This is a genomic window from Ferrimonas kyonanensis DSM 18153, assembly GCF_000425405.1.
In the GTDB taxonomy this organism is placed as follows: domain Bacteria; phylum Pseudomonadota; class Gammaproteobacteria; order Enterobacterales; family Shewanellaceae; genus Ferrimonas; species Ferrimonas kyonanensis.
Genome location: NZ_KE384363.1, coordinates 1 through 19521, shown reverse-complemented (window position 1 = coordinate 19521; position 19521 = coordinate 1). Strand labels below are relative to the sequence as shown.

The 19521-nt window shown below is 55.9% G+C and carries 16 protein-coding genes and 1 tRNA gene; 7 read left to right on the top strand and 10 right to left on the bottom strand.

Annotation, left to right across the window (positions count from 1 at the left end; genetic code table 11):
• Window positions 1-112: 112 nt before the first annotated feature.
• On the bottom strand, window positions 113-1264 hold the full coding sequence (locus tag H598_RS0113580; RefSeq protein ID WP_028113488.1) for a BamA/TamA family outer membrane protein: 1152 nt from the start codon (window positions 1262-1264) through the stop codon (window positions 113-115).
• An 87-nt stretch (window positions 1265-1351) separates the two neighbouring features.
• Window positions 1352-2539: an MFS transporter gene (locus tag H598_RS0113575; RefSeq protein WP_028113487.1), complete on the bottom strand. Its 1188-nt coding sequence runs from the start codon at window positions 2537-2539 to the stop codon at window positions 1352-1354.
• A gap of 190 nt (window positions 2540-2729) precedes the next feature.
• Between H598_RS0113575 and H598_RS0113570 the strand changes: the two genes are divergently transcribed.
• A complete protein-coding gene (locus H598_RS0113570) occupies window positions 2730-3644 on the top strand; it encodes a LysR family transcriptional regulator (protein WP_028113486.1) in 915 nt (304 codons plus the stop codon).
• A 1212-nt stretch (window positions 3645-4856) separates the two neighbouring features.
• On the opposite strand, the gene H598_RS0113565 is transcribed toward H598_RS0113570, so the two are convergent.
• Window positions 4857-4947 (bottom strand) — tRNA-Ser (locus H598_RS0113565).
• A 160-nt stretch (window positions 4948-5107) separates the two neighbouring features.
• On the opposite strand from H598_RS0113565, the gene H598_RS0113560 reads away from it, so the two are divergent.
• Window positions 5108-5491 carry a VOC family protein gene (locus H598_RS0113560; protein WP_028113485.1) on the top strand — a complete coding sequence of 128 codons (384 nt, stop codon included), beginning with the start codon at window positions 5108-5110 and terminating at the stop codon, window positions 5489-5491.
• Window positions 5492-5546: 55 nt separating this feature from the next.
• Window positions 5547-5792, top strand: coding sequence for a DUF2164 domain-containing protein (locus tag H598_RS0113555; protein WP_028113484.1), 246 nt, complete (start codon window positions 5547-5549; stop codon window positions 5790-5792).
• Between the two features lie 64 nt (window positions 5793-5856).
• On the opposite strand, the gene ylqF is transcribed toward H598_RS0113555, so the two are convergent.
• Entirely contained in the window at window positions 5857-6777 is a 921-nt protein-coding gene (gene ylqF, locus H598_RS0113550) for a ribosome biogenesis GTPase YlqF (protein WP_028113483.1), read from the bottom strand.
• A gap of 188 nt (window positions 6778-6965) precedes the next feature.
• Between ylqF and H598_RS0113545 the strand changes: the two genes are divergently transcribed.
• Both H598_RS0113545 and H598_RS0113540 read left to right on the top strand, forming a co-directional pair.
• Complete coding sequence (locus H598_RS0113545; RefSeq protein WP_028113482.1) at window positions 6966-7409, top strand: MaoC family dehydratase N-terminal domain-containing protein; 444 nt, start codon at window positions 6966-6968, stop codon at window positions 7407-7409.
• Between the two features lie 10 nt (window positions 7410-7419).
• Window positions 7420-7851 carry a MaoC/PaaZ C-terminal domain-containing protein gene (locus H598_RS0113540; RefSeq protein ID WP_035415929.1) on the top strand — a complete coding sequence of 144 codons (432 nt, stop codon included), beginning with the start codon at window positions 7420-7422 and terminating at the stop codon, window positions 7849-7851.
• Between the two features lie 170 nt (window positions 7852-8021).
• Here the strand turns inward: H598_RS0113540 and H598_RS0113530 are convergent, their stop codons facing one another.
• From H598_RS0113530 to lhpI, 4 genes are all read right to left on the bottom strand, one after another.
• Window positions 8022-10121 carry a PepSY domain-containing protein gene (locus tag H598_RS0113530; protein WP_028113480.1) on the bottom strand — a complete coding sequence of 700 codons (2100 nt, stop codon included), beginning with the start codon at window positions 10119-10121 and terminating at the stop codon, window positions 8022-8024.
• A 68-nt stretch (window positions 10122-10189) separates the two neighbouring features.
• Window positions 10190-12313 (bottom strand): TonB-dependent siderophore receptor, encoded by a 2124-nt coding sequence (locus H598_RS0113525; RefSeq protein WP_028113479.1) that lies wholly within the window; start codon window positions 12311-12313, stop codon window positions 10190-10192.
• Window positions 12314-12581: 268 nt separating this feature from the next.
• A complete protein-coding gene (locus H598_RS0113520; RefSeq protein WP_035415926.1) occupies window positions 12582-13898 on the bottom strand; it encodes an aminopeptidase P N-terminal domain-containing protein in 1317 nt (438 codons plus the stop codon).
• Complete coding sequence (gene lhpI / locus H598_RS0113515; protein ID WP_028113477.1) at window positions 13888-14823, bottom strand: bifunctional Delta(1)-pyrroline-2-carboxylate/Delta(1)-piperideine-2-carboxylate reductase; 936 nt, start codon at window positions 14821-14823, stop codon at window positions 13888-13890. Before lhpI ends, H598_RS0113520 begins: the two co-directional genes overlap by 11 nt.
• 345 nt (window positions 14824-15168) lie before the next feature.
• On the opposite strand from lhpI, the gene H598_RS0113510 reads away from it, so the two are divergent.
• The gene (locus tag H598_RS0113510) at window positions 15169-16167 is read left to right on the top strand and encodes a helix-turn-helix transcriptional regulator (protein ID WP_028113476.1); all 999 of its coding nucleotides are present in this window, start codon (window positions 15169-15171) and stop codon (window positions 16165-16167) included.
• Between the two features lies 1 nt (window position 16168).
• Here the strand turns inward: H598_RS0113510 and H598_RS0113505 are convergent, their stop codons facing one another.
• The gene (locus H598_RS0113505; RefSeq protein WP_028113475.1) at window positions 16169-17077 is read right to left on the bottom strand and encodes a LysR family transcriptional regulator; all 909 of its coding nucleotides are present in this window, start codon (window positions 17075-17077) and stop codon (window positions 16169-16171) included.
• Window positions 17078-17351: 274 nt separating this feature from the next.
• A complete protein-coding gene (locus H598_RS0113500) occupies window positions 17352-18584 on the bottom strand; it encodes a DEAD/DEAH box helicase (protein WP_028113474.1) in 1233 nt (410 codons plus the stop codon).
• Window positions 18585-18646: 62 nt separating this feature from the next.
• Here H598_RS0113500 and gmhB point away from each other — a divergent pair, with 62 nt between their 5' ends.
• Complete coding sequence (gene gmhB / locus H598_RS0113495; RefSeq protein WP_342663235.1) at window positions 18647-19315, top strand: D-glycero-beta-D-manno-heptose 1,7-bisphosphate 7-phosphatase; 669 nt, start codon at window positions 18647-18649, stop codon at window positions 19313-19315.
• The last annotated feature ends 206 nt before the right edge of the window (window positions 19316-19521 follow it).

The window sequence follows — 19521 nt, the reverse complement described above, 5'->3', positions numbered from 1 at the left end:
AGCCTCGAAAATATGTTCGTTTAGCGGGTGATGCCAAGGTAATTGATTAGAGAGCAAAGCATTGGAGCCGGAGCTAAGGCATGCAAATCTTGATAAATTAAGCGCTGAGAACTCAGAAGCCGGTGCCCACGGTAAAGTAAAATGCGTCATCAAACTCACTGAATGCCACATCGATACCGGTACGCAGGCCGTAGCGACGGGCAATCAAATAGCGAAACCCCACTCCATAGGCGAAGGCGTTGTCCTCACGGAACAGATCCTGTCCCTTGGCCGTGGCGGAGCCCAATCCCGCAAATGCCGAGGTCAGCCAGCGAGGCGTGACCTCCCACATCATCTGGGTTTCAATGGCGGCGGTGTAGTTGCCTTGATAGCGGTTGCGGGCAATGCCCCTAAGATCGATGTCCGGGTATGCTGGCGCGGGTAAACGAACCTCATCGGTGGTGACGGATTTATAGACGCCTTTGAAGCCCAGAGTCCAGCGTTTGTCTAGGGGCCAATAGTGAATGGCGCTTAGCGTCAAGGCATCGAAGTCATAATCGCCCCCCAGCGCTTGGCGAAACAGCAGGTACTCGGCGGTGTACTGATAACCGTCGGTGGGGAACAGAAAACTGTTCTTGGTATCCAGTTCAGCCAGTAGGCCGAGCGAGGAAACGGTGGGGGACAGGTTGATGAAATCTCCGACAACCTGGCCCGGTGCCACGTCGAGAGTGAAGTCGGCGGCAAACAGCTTTTGTGACAGCCCCAGCAGCAGTGCTGACTCACCCACGCGGAACTGCAGTTTTTGCACCAGTCCCGGTCCCTCCATCGCCAGTGTTACTCCTCGGTTCTTATCACTGTCCTTGGGACCGTAAAACGTCATATGCACATCACCATAACCGCCCATCAGGGTGTAGCGGATGGCATCTTGTTGCCAACTGCGGCGATGGCCAGCAAAAGTGATCCAGGTGTCGTTGTCGGTAGCCAGGCCGCCCACCACGGTCAGTGCCGGGGTGAGCAGTTGCGCGCCCCCCTCCACCGATGTCTCGGCCAGTTGTCGGCGCTGCTCTTTTTGTGCCTCAGACTCATGCAGAAATAATCCCGCCAGTCCGCCGCCGTAGCCCACCGCAGGCTCGGTGACCAGGATGGGCACCGGCAGAAAGCCATAGGCGTTGTTGGCCAGGTACTCCCCCATGTCGAATTGGCCGTCCATGGGGTCGAAAAAGGAGATGGCTTGTGAGCCGGGTGAGCAGGCTAACAGGGCCAATAATAGGCAGCGTGCAGTCATAAGCATCCTTGCTGGTGAGCCGTTTCAGACAAGATAGGTGAACCGGAGCGGGATTAACACCACAGGCGGCGATTTTTGCATCACCACTCAGCGGCACAGCGGAGCATCGAGGACAGACTGTGGTCGTTCACGCTGGTTCATTCTCCAGATAAGCATCACGCCCAGCAGTGGCAGCAGGGTGGCGATATAGGGGATACCATCGGCCCCTAATGGGCCATCCAGTACCGTTCCTCCGAGGAAGCCGCCAAAGGCATTGGCCAGGTTGAATGCTGAAATGTTGGCTGTGGCGGCGAGCTCCTGGCCTTCACCGCCGTGATTCATGACCCTAAGTTGCATGGCCGGTACATTGGCAAAGGCGGCGATGCCGAACACAAAGGTCGATGCGATAAACAGCGGCTGATTGCCAAGGGAGCGCCCTACCAGCAGCAGTGAGGCGATCATCGCCACCGACCACAGCAATGAAGCGCGCTGCAAATTGTTATCCGACGAGTGGCTGCCCAGGGTGTTGCCGATGATCAGGCCGAAACCGACGCTGACCAGAAGCCAGGTAACGGCCTGCTCACTAAAGCCAGTGGTATGGATTGCCACCGGGGCCAGGTAACCATACAAGGTCATAAAGCCAGACCATGCAAAGACGGTGATGACCAGGCTCGACAGCAACATCGGGTTTTTAAAGGCTTTCAACTGAGTTTGGATGGGCTTGGCGTCGGTATGGTCATTGGATTTGATGGTCATCACAATGAAAATCAGGGCAATAAAGCCGAACGTAGAGACTGCGATAAAGGTCGTGTGCCAGCCGTATTGGAGGCCCAGCCAGGTGCCCCCGGGCACCCCCAGTACATTGGCCAGCGTCAGTCCGGCAAACATCTGGCCAACGGCGCGGCCGGCCATGCTGTCTGCGACCAGGCCAGCGGCGACGACCGAACCGATACCGAAAAATGGCCCCTGAGCCAGGCCGGCGATCACTCGACTGACAAGCAGTAAAGGGTAACTGGGTGCCATGGCCGACAGCAGATTGCCGGCGATGAACAGCACCAGTAATCCGGCCAATACCGCCTTTTTGTTAAAACGAGCGAGGTAGAGCGTTAGCAAGGGACCACCGATGACGATGGCCAATGCATAGGCGGTGATGAGGTGACCCGCTTGTCCCTCACTGATCGAGAGCGATGTGGCGATCTGAGGCAGGATGCCGGCGATGACAAACTCGGCGGTGCCGATGGCAAAGGCGGCCAGTGTGAGGATCCAGACCTGAAACGGCATGGCTGATTTATTCATGGTGTTACCTGAGTGGAGTGGCAAGAATTCGATGGTTTGAGCGTCCTGTACTGGCAATCCAGAACTCAGACGCTGTGGTGGGCGACGGCGCTCTGCAGAGGCCCAGGTCGCTCAGTATATTTGTTTGGTCTTGATTGATAATTGGGTAAGATATGAATCCAGTATTTGGTATTTGTGAATTATCGGCGAAATGGAAAAATTCTCAGACATGGCGCTGTTTGTCAGCATTGTTAAACACCAGGGGCTGGCGGCGGCAGGACGGGAGCTGGGGCTATCACCGGCATCGGTAACCGCCAGGTTGCAGGGGCTTGAAAAACACTATGGCGTCAAGCTGCTGAATCGAAGCACCCGGCACCTGTCTTTGACCGAGTCCGGCCGGTTGTATCACCAGGCTTGTGTCGAGATTCTGGACAATGTCCGGGAAACCGAAGCGCTGCTGCAAAATAGCCACACAGAGGTCAGCGGTGCGCTTAAAGTCGCCGCTCCTAAAGATGTTGGCAAGCAATACATCCTGCCGCTGATATCAGAATTTTGCCAACAGTATCCGGGGGTGGTGCCGTACCTGTATCTGAATGACCATCTGTCCAACATTGCCGAGTCCGGCATCGATGTGGTGATCCGCTACGGTGAATTGCCGGACAGCAACCTGATCTGTCGGCGCCTTGCTCCCAGTCGCCGTGTGCTGTGCGTCTCTCCCGAGTATTTGGCCAAAAGGGGCATACCTGAAACTCCCCAGGACCTTGCCCATCACGACTGCCTGGCGATGATGCGTAGCCAAGAGGAGCTCAAGACCTGGCATTTTCAGAACCAAGGCCAGCGCGATGCGGTTACCCTGATGCCGACACGTTTTTCTGATGACGGCGAGGTGATTCGTCGCTGGGCACTGGAGGGGGCGGGCATAGCGCTGAAATCCATCGTTGACGTGCAAGCCGACTTGAATGCCGGGCGACTGGTGACGGTGCTTGATGGCTACATGAAGAACTTCAGTGCGTCGACGTCGGTGTCCAGTGCCAACCTCAATGTGGTTTATATGGATCGCCGCTATCAGCCTAAACGGATGCGTCTGTTTCTGGACTTTCTGCTGCAGAGTTTTTCGTCCACATAGTTGCGTAGGGGCGGAGTGCTTAAAGCTGAATGAAAACAGTTAGCACGGTCGCTCATTGCGAACGCCAGGGCCCAGAGTCTTTGGGCTTAGTGCAGCAAAGCCACTGGGTACCCGCGTGCGCGGGCACGACGGAAGGGTGTTTGAGGTTGGTGTGGTAATTAACTGCACCGAGCTGTGCCGATACCGTATTTCCGGCCGGTTTACTGTAAGCCCACCCAACTTGCACGGTCGCCCTTGCGAACGCGAGGGCTCAGTGTCTTCGGTTCTGGTTGGGAGCAACAAAAGTCACTGGGTACCCGCGTGCGCGGGCACGACGGGAAGGGTGTTTGAGGTTGGTGTGGTAACGATGAGCACCGAGGTCTGCTGAAACCGAAATCGCTGTTCGTTTTCGACTGATCATCTCTCATCGCACGGTCGCTCATTGCGAACGCGAGGGCCCAGAGTCTGCGGTTTTGGTTGGGTGCAACAAAAGCCACTGGGTACCCGCGTGCGCGGGCACGACGGAAGGGTGTTTGAGGTTGGTGTGGTAATTAACTGCACCGAGCTGTGCCGATACCGTATTTCCGGCCGGTTTACTGTAAGCCCACCCAACTCGCACGGTCGCTCATTGCGAACGCGAGGGCCCAGAGTCTTTGGGCGTAGTACAGTAAAGCCACTGGGTACCCGCGTGCGCGGGCACGACGGAGGGATGGGTTAAACCACAGTCGCAATCGAAATGTCCCACGAACCTTCAGCCTGAAAGCCTCATAACCTGGCGGCGACCTGAGCCCCCAGCTAGCACTGCACTCCAAACGTGTCGCCCTTGCGAACGCGAGGGCCCAGAGTCTTCGGTTTTGGTTGGGTGCAACAAAAGCCACTGGGTACCCGCGTGCGCGGGCACGACGGAAGGGTGTTTGAGGGTGGTGTGGTAACGACCAGCACCGAGGTCTGCCGATACCGCGTTTACGGCCGGTTTACTGCAAGCCCACCCAACTCGCACGGTCGCCCTTGCGAACGCGAGGGCCCAGAGTCTTTGGGCGTAGTACAGTAAAGCCACTGGGTACCCGCGTGCGCGGGCACGACGGAAGGGTGTTTGAGGTTAATGAGGGTAGCGGTTGGATCTGACCGCTGTATCGGGCTTGGTCGTCAGAATTCCTAAGCACCTCGAACCTATCTCACTTTCTTCGAATCCAGAACAGCAAAAAGCCCGCACTAGGCGGGCTTTTCTTTATATGGCGGAGAGATAGGGATTTGAACCCTAGAAGGGCTATAAACCCTTGCCGGTTTTCAAGACCGGTGCTTTCAACCACTCAGCCATCTCTCCAACGGCGCGAATCATAGAAAATCCTGTTGAGCCTGTAAAGGGGGAATGGGTTCGTTTGATTAACTCCTGAGCAGAATTGGGTGCCTCAGCTGGATATTCAGTCATTTCAATGTCGACTGGCTACACTTTAGCCGATATTCATCACAGAAAGGAGAGCAGTATGGGTTCCGCATTTGAGACTCACGGTGCCGTCAGTTGGCATGAGTTGACCACCAGTGACCCCGGTGACGCGGTTCGTTTCTACGGTCAGTTGTTTGGCTGGCAATTTAAGGCGATGGAGATGGGACAAGGCACTTATCATGTGATTGAGGTTGATGGGCAGGGAATAGGCGGCATCATGGCCGCCGCAGATGTACAGATGCCCACGGCCTGGACCGGATACGTGACGGTCAGCGATGTGGATGAGGTGGCGGCCAATGTGGCTAAGTTGGGGGGGGAGCTGGTGTATGGCCCTGAGGACATTCCCAACATTGGCCGTTTCTGTTGGCTCAAGGATCCGCAAGGGGCGATGATCGCCGCCATCAGTTATGTGCAACCGGAGTGATTTTGGCAATGCGCCGATGGTAGAGTGGGTGTTTTCGATGTGTTGAAGGTGTTCGATGAAACCGCTTTCCCTTTCCTCTGAAGAGCGCGCGCCGGTACTGGCCCAGTTGCAGGATTATCTGACTGACGAGTTGGATCTGGAGCTGGGACAGTTTGAAGCCGAGTTCTTACTGGATCTGATGATAAAGGCGCTTGGCGCAAGGTTTTATAACCAGGGCCTGGAGGATGCCAGAGTGGCCATTCTGGCGCGGATGGAGTTGGCGACCGAAGTCGTGTACGAAATGGAGCAGCCGCTGTCCTAAATGGCCGGTAGAAAGACAAAACCCGCACTGTGCGGGTTTTGTTATATTCCTTTCGGCACCGGTACTATTTGCGGCGTTTGCGCTTCTTGGCTTGCCTGAGTTCCTCTTTTTTCTCTTTTTCAATCGCTTCCTGCTCGGCCCGAATCAGTTCTTCCGCCTGTTCTTTTTCCACCATCTCCGGGGTTTCCAGGGTCAGGGGACCCAGAGAGCCGGCCCGCAGTTCGTGCAGCAGGATCTCCGAGACTTTATGCAGGTCGGCCACGCCGCCGCGGCGCATGCAACCGCGTTTGGCTGCGATGGCATCGAGAACGGCAATGTCGTCATGGGGCAGTTCGTCCAGGTTGTAACGCTGGCACAGTTGCTCCGGGTAGGCTTTGCGCAGGTAGTCGGCGGCAAACAGGGCAACCTCTTCGTACTCGACCACGGTGTCCTTGATGGCACCGGTGGTGGCCAGGCGGAAGCCACACGCCGCCGGGCTGAGTTTTGGCCACAGAAACCCGGGGGTGTCGTGCAGCACGATGTGCTCCGGCAATCGAATGCGCTGCTGTGCCTTGGTCACCGCGGGCTCGTTACCGGTTTTGGCAATGGTACGTCCGGCCAATGTGTTGATCAGGGTGGATTTGCCCACATTGGGAATCCCCAGAATCAGGGTTCGGAGCGGGGTTTTCGGTACCGTGGTTTTGCACAGGTCTAACAGGCTGCGAACCTGAGCCTTGTTTTTCTGGGTCAGGGCGATGGTTTTTACGCCATTCTCCTGCTCCAGATACGCCTGCCATTTCAGCGTCAGCTCAGGATCTGCCAGGTCACTTTTGTTGAGGATCTTAATGCAGGGAGTATCGCCTCGCAGTTTGGGAACCAAGGGGTTTTCACTGCTGAAGGGAATTCGAGCATCCAGCACTTCGATGATCAGGTCAATCTGTGGCATCAGTTCGGCGATCTCTTTTCTCGCCTTATGCATGTGGCCTGGGAACCAGTTAATTGCCATGGTAGAAATGCTCTTTGCTGTTTAGAAAGGGCGATATTTTACGTGATTCGCTAAGGCATTGCTTGCCTATTTGAGCGGGCTGAGGAAAATCGATGCGCAATATGGCGGCTTAGGTGCGCAAATTGGTCATTTGATTTTTGTTTAAAGTTCAGCACTATGTAAAGTTTAGGCAAAAAAAGGAGCAATGGATGCTCGATAGCACTCATATAGGACACCGCTTCGCCCCTTTTCGGGTGTCTCTGGAAGCGGGAAGACTGGCATTTTTCAGCCGCACCATCGGTGAAACCAACCCTCTGTATTTCGATCTGCAGGTGGCCCGCGAGGCGGGCTTGCCCGGCATCATGATGCCACCGACTTTCCTGTTTTCACTGGACCTGGAGTCGCCGCAGGCGTGGCCAGTGTTGACCCTGCTGGATATGGACATCGCTAAAGTGCTGCATGGTGGCCAGGAGTTTGACTACCAGAAGCCGGTATACAGTGGCGATAGCATCGAAGTGCATTCTCAAATTGAGAACATTGTTGCCCGCAAAGGGGGCCGACTGGAGTTGGTGGAGCTGCAAAACCATTATCTGGATCGGGCCGGAGAAACGGTGGCCCGAGCCAAGGTCACCCTGGTGTACTGCAATGAGTAAGGAGAGCGTCATGCCAGATTCCATCGCGGTGGGCACCGCGTTGCCAGAATTGACCCTGCCCGCCATCCGCCGAAGCACATTGGCGCTGTATGCTGGCGCCAGTGGCGATCACAACCCCATCCATATCGACAGTGATTTCGCTCAACAAGCGGGGCAGGCCGATGTTTTTGCCCACGGCATGCTGTCCATGGCCTACCTGGGCAGAATGCTGACCAATTGGCAGCCTCAGGCGCAGCTTCGACGCTTCAAAGCCCGGTTTACCGCCATGACCCACCTTTACGACGTCGTCAGTTGTCGCGGCGAGGTGGTGGAGTTGTCTCAGGTGGGAGAAGAGTGGCAAGCTCGCTGCAAGTTAGTGGTGGTGACTCAGTCTGGTACTCAGACCGTCATCGGTGAAGCCTGGGTAGGGGTGCCACGGGAGGCGATGGGGGACGGACTTTGATGCTCTGGTTCGGCAGCGTCGCTCGGTGAGGGGGGCTACGCCGGATCCGGAGTTGGGCATCTTGCTCGGCGTCGCCTTTGGTTACGAGGTTGCCGAGGCCCAGGCCAATGCTACCCGCACAGTGCGGGCAACATTGGCCGAGTCGGTGCAGTTTATCGGCGCCGGCTGATTCAGAACACGTCTTGCCGATAGCGCCCCTGGGCTTTCAGTTGTGACAACTTGGTTTGTGCCTGGCGTTGGGACAAGCCCTGGCCCTGATACAGCTGGATCAGGGTGGCGTCGACCCCGCCGCTAAGCGCCAGGTGGCCACAGACGTAGATCACGGCGTGTTTCTCTTCAAGCCAGTGCAACAGGGTCTCTCCTTCGCTGAGGAGCCGGTCCTGAATGTAAACCTTGTTACCCTGATCCCGAGAGAATGCCAGATCCAGGCGGTCGAGTTCGCCACGGGTGAGGCTCTGCTCTATCTGCTCCTGGCATAAGAAATCACCGTTTTGATGACGATTGCCAAACAGCAGCCAGTTGTCTCCCTGGGGGCGCTGTTGCAGGAAACCGAGAAAGGGCGCAATGCCACAGCCGGTGGCCACCATGATCACCGGAGTGTCCTCGCGGGGCAGATGAAAGCCGGGATTGTCGCTAATACGCCCCTGAATCTGTTGGCCGACATCCAGTTGGCGACACAACTCATAGGACATGGTGCCATAGTGGGTTTCAGAGTCCTGCTGCCACTGATGCAGGGTGACGCACAGAGAGAGCGGTCCTTGTTCGGGCGCCGAAGCGATGGAGTAGGCTCGCTCCTGACTACAGCCGGGTGGACGCAGTTTAAGTAGATCGCCGCATTGATAGGAGACGGACGGCGGTACTGAGAACTGCAGTAGCCAGGTTTCTCGGGTATCGCCCAACTGCTTATCCAGCCGCTGTTTGCGGATGAGTGTCAATGGGTGTGTCTGAGCCGTCGGCATCGGTGCGCTGTGGCTCTCTCCCATCCACTTACCCCAACTTTCCGACGGGTCGCCATCGGCCAACTGCATGGGCTGTACCAGGTGGGCGCCGCATTGCTGAAGGGATTGGTTTATCGATTTGGCGGCTTGGCAAAACTGCGGATAACGGCTGTCACCGAGCCCCAGCAAAGAGTAGGCAACCTCGCTGAGATTAACTCCCGACAGGGCTTTTAGAAAAGCCTGCCCCTGCACCGGCATGTCACCATCGCCACTGGTGGCCACCATCAACCGTACCGACTGCCGACCTTTAAGATCCACTGGCCTCAGGTTGGCCAGTGAGGCCAGTTGTACATTGAGGCCGCGGGCTGTCATGGCCTCTGCGGTATGGCGAGCCAGTTCTGCGGTGGTGCCTGTCTGACTGGCAAAGGCCACCAGGTGGTTGGGACCGTGGGCCGTTGGTCCCGGTCTGGCCATCCGCCAGCGACGCAGCCAGTTGTAGAAGCCGCTAATCAGCATTGTCAGTGCCGCCAGCGACAGCAGGGCGTACAGCAGTGAGGCGGGTCGGCCACCAAAGCTGCCATCATGCAGCACCCGTACCCAGCGGGTAGGTTGTTGACTGGGCTGTGATTCGCTGTCCGGATGCCATTGCCAGCGCGTGCCCTGCGGGTCCTGCCAGGCCAGGGTGTAACCGTCGGCGGCGTCTCTAACCATGCGCATACTGTCTATCGGTTGCGTTTCCAGCCGGGCGAATGCTTCCGCCAGGCTAAGTTTATCCGGGTTGACCTGAGGCGACTCGCCTTTGGGGCCATGGCCCTGATACAGCATTAGCAGGCCGGTAATGACGACGACTAACATCAAGGGGGCGCTGTACCAGCCCAGGCTGTTGTGCCATCCCATGGCACTGTTGGACCATTTGGGGCGGCTCAAAAACAGTCCGCTGAGAGTGAGCGCTAACATCGCCCAGGTGCTGGCTTCCACTAACCAGCCAGCGTCGATAAGCAGGTGTTTGTGCAGCCCCTTGGCAAAGCCCAAAAGCTGGAACTGCCAGGGACGCTGTGTGGGTTCACCGGTGGTCAGATCCCGGAACTGGCGGCTTTTCTGACCCTGATAGCTGACCATGACGAGGTTATGGTCCGGCAAGGCGACGGCAAACCTCAGGGGGCCATCCTGTTGCAGGCGTTCCACAGTATTTTGCATCTGCTGTGGTGTGACCGGATATGTGGCAGGTGGCGTGAGCAGTGGCACCAACGCCAGTAACAGCCCGGAGAGAATCACCAGCAGTAGCGGCAGGGCCAGCAGTGCGGCGAGATATCGATGAAGCTTGGCCAGCATGGGGGCTCCTTTCTATGGCACAAAAGCAGGCCACCGTTTCCGGGGCCTGCTGAGTCGCTGGGGTAGGGTTAAAAGGCGAACTGGGCCGACAAGCGGAAGTTCCGACCATCGCCGATGGTGGCATCGGTGTTGGTGCCGCCGGCGATGTAGTTTTCATCAAACAGGTTTTCAACGTTGAGGCGCAGGTTCATCTCTACGTCTTTGACGGTCAGCTTGTACGAGGCCCCGGCATCGATGCGAACGTAGGCATCCTTGGTGATGCTGTTGTCGAGGGTGGCAAAGCGTTCGCCCTCGTAGAAGGCACCCAGATTAAAGGCCCATTGGTCATTCAGCTTGTATCGGGTCCAGGCCGACGCCGACCACTCGGGCGCATCCACTGGCGTGTTGCCTGATAGATCGACGCCGTCTTCTGTGGTGATGTTCTTGTACTGGGCATCCAGATACATCACCGAAGTCATTACAAACCACTGCTGTGACAGCTGCCCCTGCGCAGAGAATTCGGCGCCGCGATGTTGCTGCTTACCGCCTTGAGTGGTTCGAGTGTCGAACTCCGGATTGCCTTCCAGAGTTTCGGTGGTGGTGACATTGGTTTTGGTGATGTCAAACAGGGCGCCGTCCAGCAGCAGGCGTCCGTCAGCGAGCTCCCACTTGGTGCCCAGTTCCCATGACTCACCGGTTTCCGGATCCAGGTTCATGCCGTCGTTGGCGTCTCTGGGGTCGGACACTTCGCCCTGCGTTTGGAAGCTCTCCGAGTAGCTTAGGTAGATGGTACCGTTTTCTGCTGGGTGGTAGATGGCACTCACTTTAGGAACGAACGATTCGCTGTCGTTGCCGCTGCCCTCTTTGCGCTGAATGTCGTAACGGCCGCCTAACAACAATTGCCAGTTTTCATTGAGGGTAATCAGGTCTTGAAGATAGAAGCCGTAGTACTTGTATTCCGATTCAGATTTGGTGCTGTCATTGTTGTAGTCCAGATCCGGGCGTGGCGGCAATGATTGACCGGGAATGTAGGTTTCGGTGTCGCCCTTGTCTCGCAGTTGGCCATAGTAGTAGTCGAGCATATTGGCACCAATCAGCAGTTGATGCTCGGCTCCCAGTGCGGTTACGGTGCCGTTGAAATCGGCGTAATAGGTTTTGTACTGCCAGTCGTCGTAGCGATCGAAGGCGGTGTATTCATAGCGACCGTCGTCATAGCCCTGGTCTCGAAGGCGCATGTACGAATCGTAGCTGGGAGAGGAGTCCAGTCGCTGGCGGGAGAACATCTGATGATTGAACCCCAGAGTGGCGGTCCAGTTCATACTCAGGTACAGATCCAAATCCAGGCCATAGTTTTCGACTTCGTTGTCGGTGAAGGCCCAGGGCATATCCCAGATGGTGCTGTCGTCACCGATAACACTGCCGTCGTCATCCAGCCAGGCGCCGCGGTCGATGCCGGTCTTGTCTTTAGTCAGGTCGTAATGAACCGACAGCATGCCCCAGTCCGATAGATCGTACTCCAGCGCTAATGCGCCGAGGAAGCGGTCGCGTTCCTGACTGCTGCCATCCTGATATTCGCGCCAGTATTCGGCGTCCTGTTTCACCAGTGTTGCCCGGTATCTCAGTGTTTGAGCTTCATTGAGAGCGCCGCCGGCATCGGCTTGAAACCGGGTGGATCCATACTCGTCCACATCGAAGCCAAATTCGTACATCGGCTCGACGGTGGGTTTCTTGGTGACCATGTTGATTAGGCCTCCGGGAGCCGATTGGCCGTAAAGCATGGAGGAAGGCCCCTTGAGCACTTCGATGCGCTCCAGCGTCTCTATGGGGTGCACATAGTGAGACCAGGCTTGCTGGCCATTTCGCAGATAACCGCTGCCTGAGTCCAGCTCGAAGCCTCGCAGGCTGAAGACCTCACGGTTCCACTTTTTAGAGCCGGCGGTCACACTGGCATCGTTGATCAGCACTTCGCCCAGGGTGGTGGCCAGTTGTTCGTCGACGATGATCTCTGGAATCACGGTAACCGACTGCGGAGTCTCAAGCAGCGACACATCAGCGCGCATGGCGCCCTTGGCCGTGTCGGCTTTGTAGTTATCGAAAGTCACCCCGGTAACCACCATGTTTTCATCCACCGGCTCTGCGCTCTCGGCCAGGGCAGGCAGGGTGCCCAAGGCTGAGGCAATGGCAAAAAAGAGTGGGGTTTTAGCAACGAACATTCCGATCTCCTGTCGGTCAACACATAGGCATGGGCGCCTGAAATCTGCAAAGGAATGTAAATGAGAATGATTTTTAAAGGTATTGGCCTCGCGAGCATTGAAGAGGAGTTGTGACTGGGATCACTGGAATGGGGGCTGATAACCATTCTCATTTACATGGTTGACACAATCGGCGAAATTTGGGTAGGGAAATTCGATTCAATGCACTGGTTTTTTGGAATAGTCTTAAGAGCGACTTAAGGCCCGACTTTAGGGTCGGGCCCAGGGCTCAGGCCATCAGGGTTTCAATCTCATCGATGGTGCGCGGGGCATTGGCGGACAGGACTTCGCATCCGGTTGCAGTGATCAGGATGTCATCCTCGATGCGGATGGCGATGCCACGCCATTTGGCCTCTACGCTTAAATCCTGACTGGAAAAATAGAGTCCGGGTTCGATGGTGAGCACCATGCCGGGCTCCAGTTGTCGCCACTGCCCCTGAGGGTCGCGATAGGGGCCGACATCATGCACGTCCAGGCCAAGCCAGTGGCCGGTTTTGTGCACCGTATAGGCTTTGTGGGTTTCCTGCGTCAGGGCATGTTCTTCTGAGCCGCTGAGTATGCCCAGTTCAATCAGGCCACGGGTGAGCACGGTCATGGCGGTGTCGTAGAGCGTGTTCCAGGTTGCCCCGGGGCAGGCCTGGGCAATGGCAGCGTCAATGGCGCTGAGCACCAGCTGGTATAAGGTGCGTTGGGCGTCACTAAAGTGGCCGGACACCGGGTAGGTTCGGGTGATGTCGGCGCTGTAATGGCCAAACTCTCCGCCGGCATCGATGAGCAGCAGGGAGCCGGCCTCCAGGCGATGATTATTATGATCGTAGTGCAGACACATGGCGCGTTCGCCTCCGGCTACGATGTTGGGATAAGGATCACTGACGCAGCCATGTCGAGCCAGCTCCAGATTAAACTGGGCCGACAATTCGGCTTCATTGATTCCCGGCCTCAAATGAGCGATCACCTGGCGATGGGCCGAGCAGCTGGCATTGATGGCAGTGCGCAGTTTCTGGATTTCATGGCCATCTTTGATGACCCGCATCGGGTGAAGTACACCGGCCAGTGGCCGTAGGCTGCGGCAGTGTTTGACCTCATCAAAGCGGGCGTTACGTCGCTGCTGGTTACACCATTTCCACAGCGAGTCACTGTATTGATCCAGTTCATCGCTGACGAGAATGTCGGTTCTCTCCTCCAGCAACTCAGGCAACCGCTGTGCCAGCTCATCTAGGCTGTAGGCGGCGTCGGCTCCGTACTGGTTGATGCAGCCTTCAATACCGGCTCGGGCACCGTAGCTGGTCTCCTGGTAGGGATCCTTGGGGCGGCTGAACAGAATGAAAGGCAATGGGTGCTCGGGTCGAAGCAGGGCTACGGCATCGGGCTCTTCGAAACCGGTCAGGTAGAAAAAATCCTTATCCTGCACAAAGCGATAGTTGATGTTCTTGGATCGTGGTCGCTCCGGGTAGGCCACCAAAACGATGGCGCCAGTGGGGCCAATGCTCGCCATTAACTGCTGACGTCGGTGCAGGTGAACCATGTTATGAGCCTCATTGATCATGGTGTTGTCTCCAATAGCTGGCTACCAATTTGGCGGCAGCCAGATCTTCTAAAGCATGGCCGACGGATTTGAACAGGGTGAGTTGGTGTTCATCGGTTCGGCCGGGGTGCGTTTTCCGGCATAGGTCGAACAGGTCGGCCACAATGTCGGAGTCTGAAATCAGTCCTTGCTGCAGGGGGATTACCAGCTCGCCGGTTTCCTTCAATGCCCCCTGGCGAGTATCGACAAAGAGTTGGCAGCGGCGCACGGCTTCGTCGTTAGCCTCTCTCATGTCCGGTCGGTAGGCGCCCACCAGGTCCAGATGTTGCCCTGGCCTTAACCAGTGCCCATCAATTAACGGGGTGCGGGCCAGGGTGGCCACCGAGATGACGTCGGCCTCCCGGCAGCCGGTTTCCAGATGGCGGATGGGCTGACAGTGAATCTGTGGCAGTGACTGCGCTAGGCATTGCGCTTTGTTGAAATCCCGGCCCCAGATCAGCACTCGTTCGATGGGACGTACGGCGCAGTGGGCCTGTATCAACTGCTTGGATAAGGTTCCGGTGCCAACCATTAATAGCGTGCGGGCCTGAGTGGGAGCCAGAAAGCTGGCGGCCAGCGCCGAGGCTGCGGCGGTGCGGCGGGCGGTCAGGGCTGGCGCATCCATCATCAGTTCCGGTCTGCCGCTGGCAAGATCCATCAGCAGATAGATCCCCTGAATGGCGGGGCTGTGATCCGGCGCGACGGTAACCAGTTTGACGCCGACCTTATCTCCAGCCTGCCAGGCCGGCATCAGCAGCAGGGTAGTTTCCCGGTGTCCGGGGTTGTCCATGTCGTGATGATGGCGCATGGGCGCGGTGATGGCTTGACAAAATGCCTGCTGCAGCGCCGGAATCAGGCTCGAATAGGGGAGGGCTCGGTTGACGGTGGTGGCTGAAAGAGTGTCCATAACTTATTTTGTATACAATATCCTTTTTTTATAGGGTACTGCTACTGATGGGGTAAGTCACGGGAAAAAGCAAAATGAAAAAAAAGGAAGCACGGTGGCTTCCCTAAGGGCCGTTCAAGGTATGGTGGGCGTTTCCTTTGAACCATGGATTGAATTTAGTTCTGTACTCTTTCACTGTCATCTACCATCTGGTATAAAAATCATACAGATGAACTAGATCGTTTGAACTACTCAATGCAAACGGAATTGATCAGACTTATCTATCATGCTGTCGAAGAGCCACGCTTGTGGCAGGAAGTTCTACGACGTATCGCCCGCCATAGCGACTCGAGTCACTGTTTCCTGATGTCCAGACATACGCTGGACAGTCAGCCATTGGGCTTTTTTGAATACGGGTTTCAGGGTAATCATTTCGAAGATTATCAAAATCATTTCTATCAGGTGGATGTCTGGAGTCAGGCGTTGTTACCTCACAAGGACAACCGATTCCATCCCAGTCATCAGGTGTACGATGACCAGCAGTTTTTACAGTCAGAAATTTACTGCGACTTTGCGCGGCCTCGGGGCATTCGCCATTCCATCGGCTGCCTGATTCATCATGATAATCAATTGATCACTGAACTTGGCTTCATGCGTAGCCAGGGCCAGAGCCATTACAGTGATGCGCACATTCGTGCTTCCAACCATTATGTGCCTCATATAGAGCAGGCGATGAACATGGCCGAACGTCGGCAATCGTTGCTGACGCGGTGCGATCAGATGACCGCGGTGTTTGATTCACAGTCATCGCCGTCATTTTTGTGTTCGGCAAAAGGGGCGATTCACTATCAGAACTCCGGCGCTGGCGAATTTTTACAGCGTTCCGGGTTGTTCCGGGGACTGGAAGGGCAGTTGTGGTTTCGTAATACCGATCACCAGTTGACCTTCAACCGCCTGTTGCATGAAGCGGTAGCCTTTGTGGATGGTAAGCGGCAAACCACACCTAAGCGCAGTCTGTTGAGCTATAACGGCAAGGTTGTCTGGCTGACGGTTAAGCCCTGGACCTGGTCCAGCACTGGCGTGTGGGGGCTGCAAGAAAACTGCGGGGTGTTGGTCAGTTTCGAGCCTTGTGCCTCGAGTTCGAAGCCACAGCCTGACTGGATTGCGCAACTGTTTGGCTTGACTCTGGCCGAGGCTGAAATTTGCAGCGGCTTATGCGTGGGCAGGACCGTCGATATCATTGCCACTGAGCGAAGTGTCTCTGTGACCACCGTGCGCCAGCAGATAAAAAGCTGCCTGCGAAAGACCGCTAGCGGCACTCAGGGGCAAATGATAGCCAAAATTTTATTGCAGCTGACACACTGAGTCAGGCGCCGTCTTTTGGGGTGGCAGAGAAGGACAGCTCTTTAGTGAGTGCAAGCAGAGCTTGAGCGGCAGGGGTCAATGGTAAAGACTGTCGCCAAATCAGTGCCAGATCCCAGCTGAGCGCCGGAGCCATGGGCCGGAACTCAAATTGACTGGACGGCAGTCGATGGCAGATGGGGGCCGGAAGCAGGGTGATGCCCATGTTATTTTCCACCATAGTGGCGAGAAAGTCCCACTGGCCGCTACGAAAGGCCACGTTCAGATTGATGCCCGCCTTCTGGCTTAGGCTGGTAATCAATTGGGCCAGAGAGAAGTCCTCGTTATACAGCACAAACGGTTGATCTTGAAAATCCCGCCATTGCAGGGTGGTCTTTTGTGCCAGAGGGTGGCGCTTGGGCAGGCAGGCCCACAGAGGGTATTGAGTCAAGGGTTGGCTGCAAAGCTGTTCAGCATGGGTTACCGGCAGCGCGGTGAAAGCGATGTCCAGACTGTCGGATAACAGCGCCTGCTCACAGCCAAAACCGCCATGTTCGGACATGGTCAGTTCAATGCCCGGATAACGTTGCCGGAACTGCGACAGCAGTTCGATCACCAGGCTGCTCATCATCGGGCAGATGCCCAGGCGCAACGTGCCGGACTTCAAGCTGTCGAGGCTGTTGAGATCTTCCTGTAATCGATGCCATTGACCAATGATGGCGGTGGCTGATTGTTGCAGGCGCTGGCCGGCCTGGGTCAGGCGAATGCCTTGATTGTTCCTCAATAACAGCGGTGTGCCGAGGCTTTCTTCCAGCCGTTGGATGAGTTTGCTGAGGGTTGGCTGGGTCAGATACAACTCCTGGGCCGCCCGAGTGTAATTACCGCATTTCACCAGGATCAGGAAACAGTGCAGTGCTTTGATGGATGTGTTCATGCCTAAATGGAATTCAATTTATGGTATTTATTCATTTTACTCATTTAGCCGCGGCAGGTAAATTCTCCTCCCGTATGAGAGCACGTTTGGAGAAGAGAGATGAGTTCGTATCAAGGTTTGTGGGTGAGTGCTTTATGGCGGACGGTGGCTCCTGTAGCCAAGGAGAACACTGAGACGTCGGAGTCGGCTTCCCCTCAGACTGCTCAAACGCAGGACTGATCATCCCTCCAGTAGTGTTTTTGCCCGCTGATTCAGCGGGCTTTTTTTTATCTTTTTAACGGCGACGGTTCCCCGTTCGGCCGCCTTGAGCGCGCTTCTTGACGCGGCGACGCTGGGCAGTGCGGCTGTTTTTGCGATGGTCTTCTACCGGCTTGCTGAAATCAGGCTCGAACCCAGGTAGCCATTGCTGCGGCAGTCGTTGATCCAGGACTGCCTCGATCTCTTCCAGCAGGTACTCTTCTCCCGGGCTCAGCAGGGAGATGGCCAGGCCTGTGGCGCCAGCTCGGCCACAGCGGCCGATGCGATGCACATAATCTTCGGCAATAAAAGGCAGATCCACGTTGATGACGTAGGCTAATGACGTTATGTCGATGCCGCGGGCGGCGACATCGGTAGCAACCAATGCTCGCACAGTCCCTTGTTTAAACCCTTCTAATGCCCGGTCGCGAGCGCCTTGAGACTTATCGCCATGGATGGCGTCGGCGCTGATGCCGTCCTTAACCATCTCTTTAGCCAAAGCATCTGCACCTTGGCGGGTTTTGGTGAATAACAGCACCTGATGCCAGTTTTTACTGCCGATGAGGTAAGACACCAGTTCTCGTTTGCGGTCCGCGTCCACCACATAGACGTGCTGGTCAATGCTGACGGCGGCGCTATTGCGACTATCGACTTCGACATGAACCGGATCAGTAAGCCAGCGATGGCTCATCTTGAAGATACTGTCATCAAAGGTGGCTGAGAACAGCAGAGTCTGTCGCTGTTTGGGAAGCTGAGCCAGAATCTGAGTGATCTCCTCTTTAAAGCCCAGATCCAGAATGCGGTCTGCTTCATCAAACACCAGGTGTTGTACCTGAGATAAGGACAATGCTTGCTTGGAGAGCAGGTCCAGTAACCGGCCCGGTGTGGCGACCAGCAGGTCGACGCCGCCCTGCAAGGCTTCCATCTGTGGACGCAAGCTAGTGCCGCCATAGACGGCAACGGCAGTTAGTGGAGTGTGGCGGGCGTAGTGACAGACATTGCGGTATACCTGTTGAGCCAGTTCTCGAGTGGGCACTAAGACTAAGGTGCGTAAGCTGGGGCCTTGATGTGCCTGATTGAGCAGTTGGTGCAGCAAAGGGAGTGTAAAAGCTGCGGTCTTGCCGGTGCCGGTCTGGGCGCCGGCCATCAGGTCCTTGCCTGCCAGGATCTCTGGAATGGCTTGAGCCTGAATCGGAGTAGGGGCCTGATAATTAAGATCCGCCAGGGCTTTTAGCAACGCGGGATGGAGAGAAAGTGAAGAGAAAGTCATAGCCGTTCTTGGGAATGTAAAACTGCGGCGCAGTGTAGCAGAAAGCCCGGACAGCCGCCTCAGTGGCAAGTCAAATTCAGCTTGGTGAATGGGGTAACCGGCTGTCATTGCCTTGTGCTGGTATTCTAAATGACGATAATGAGCAAAGCATTAGTGATAAAGATAAAAACAGGATAATAAGCATGCGTAAAACGGTGTTCTTAGACCGGGATGGAGTGATCAATGTGGACCATGGCTATGTGCACCAGATCGATCAGTTCGAGTTTCTTCCCGGTGTTCTGGACGCATGCCGCCAATTGCATGATGCGGGATATGCTCTGGTGGTCGTGACCAATCAATCCGGTATTGCTCGGGGTTATTATGATGAAGCCCAGTTTGCGCATTTGACTCAATGGATGAAGGAGCAATTCAGTACCGCTGGTGCTCCATTAACGGCAGTCTACTATTGCCCTCATCACCCAGATAAAGGCAACGCGCCATATGTTCGTGATTGTGATTGCCGCAAACCGGAGCCGGGTATGTTGGCGGCGGCGGCAAAAGCCTATGAGCTGGATCTGGCTCGTTCTTTTATGATTGGCGACAAGAATAGTGATATGGCAGCTGGCCGCCGGGCGGATGTCCGCGCCTGTGTTTTGGTTCGAAGCGGTAAACCGCTGGAGCGCATCGAGGGAGCCGATGTCGTGGTTGATGATCTTCGGCAAGCCGCTGAATGGATTTTATCACAGCAATAAGCTGCTCCAATGTGGCATGAAAGACATCGAATTGAGTATCGCTGGTTAATAAATGCGCGCTTGGTGAGGTTTGATGATTTTGGGGTTGCGCTTTCCTTTTTGGCCCCTATAATGCGCTTCCTGTCGACGGGGCACAGCGGCTTACTTCGTTAAGCACTGAGCAACAATTCGACACTCGGAAAAGCCTTTGAAAATAACGCTTGACG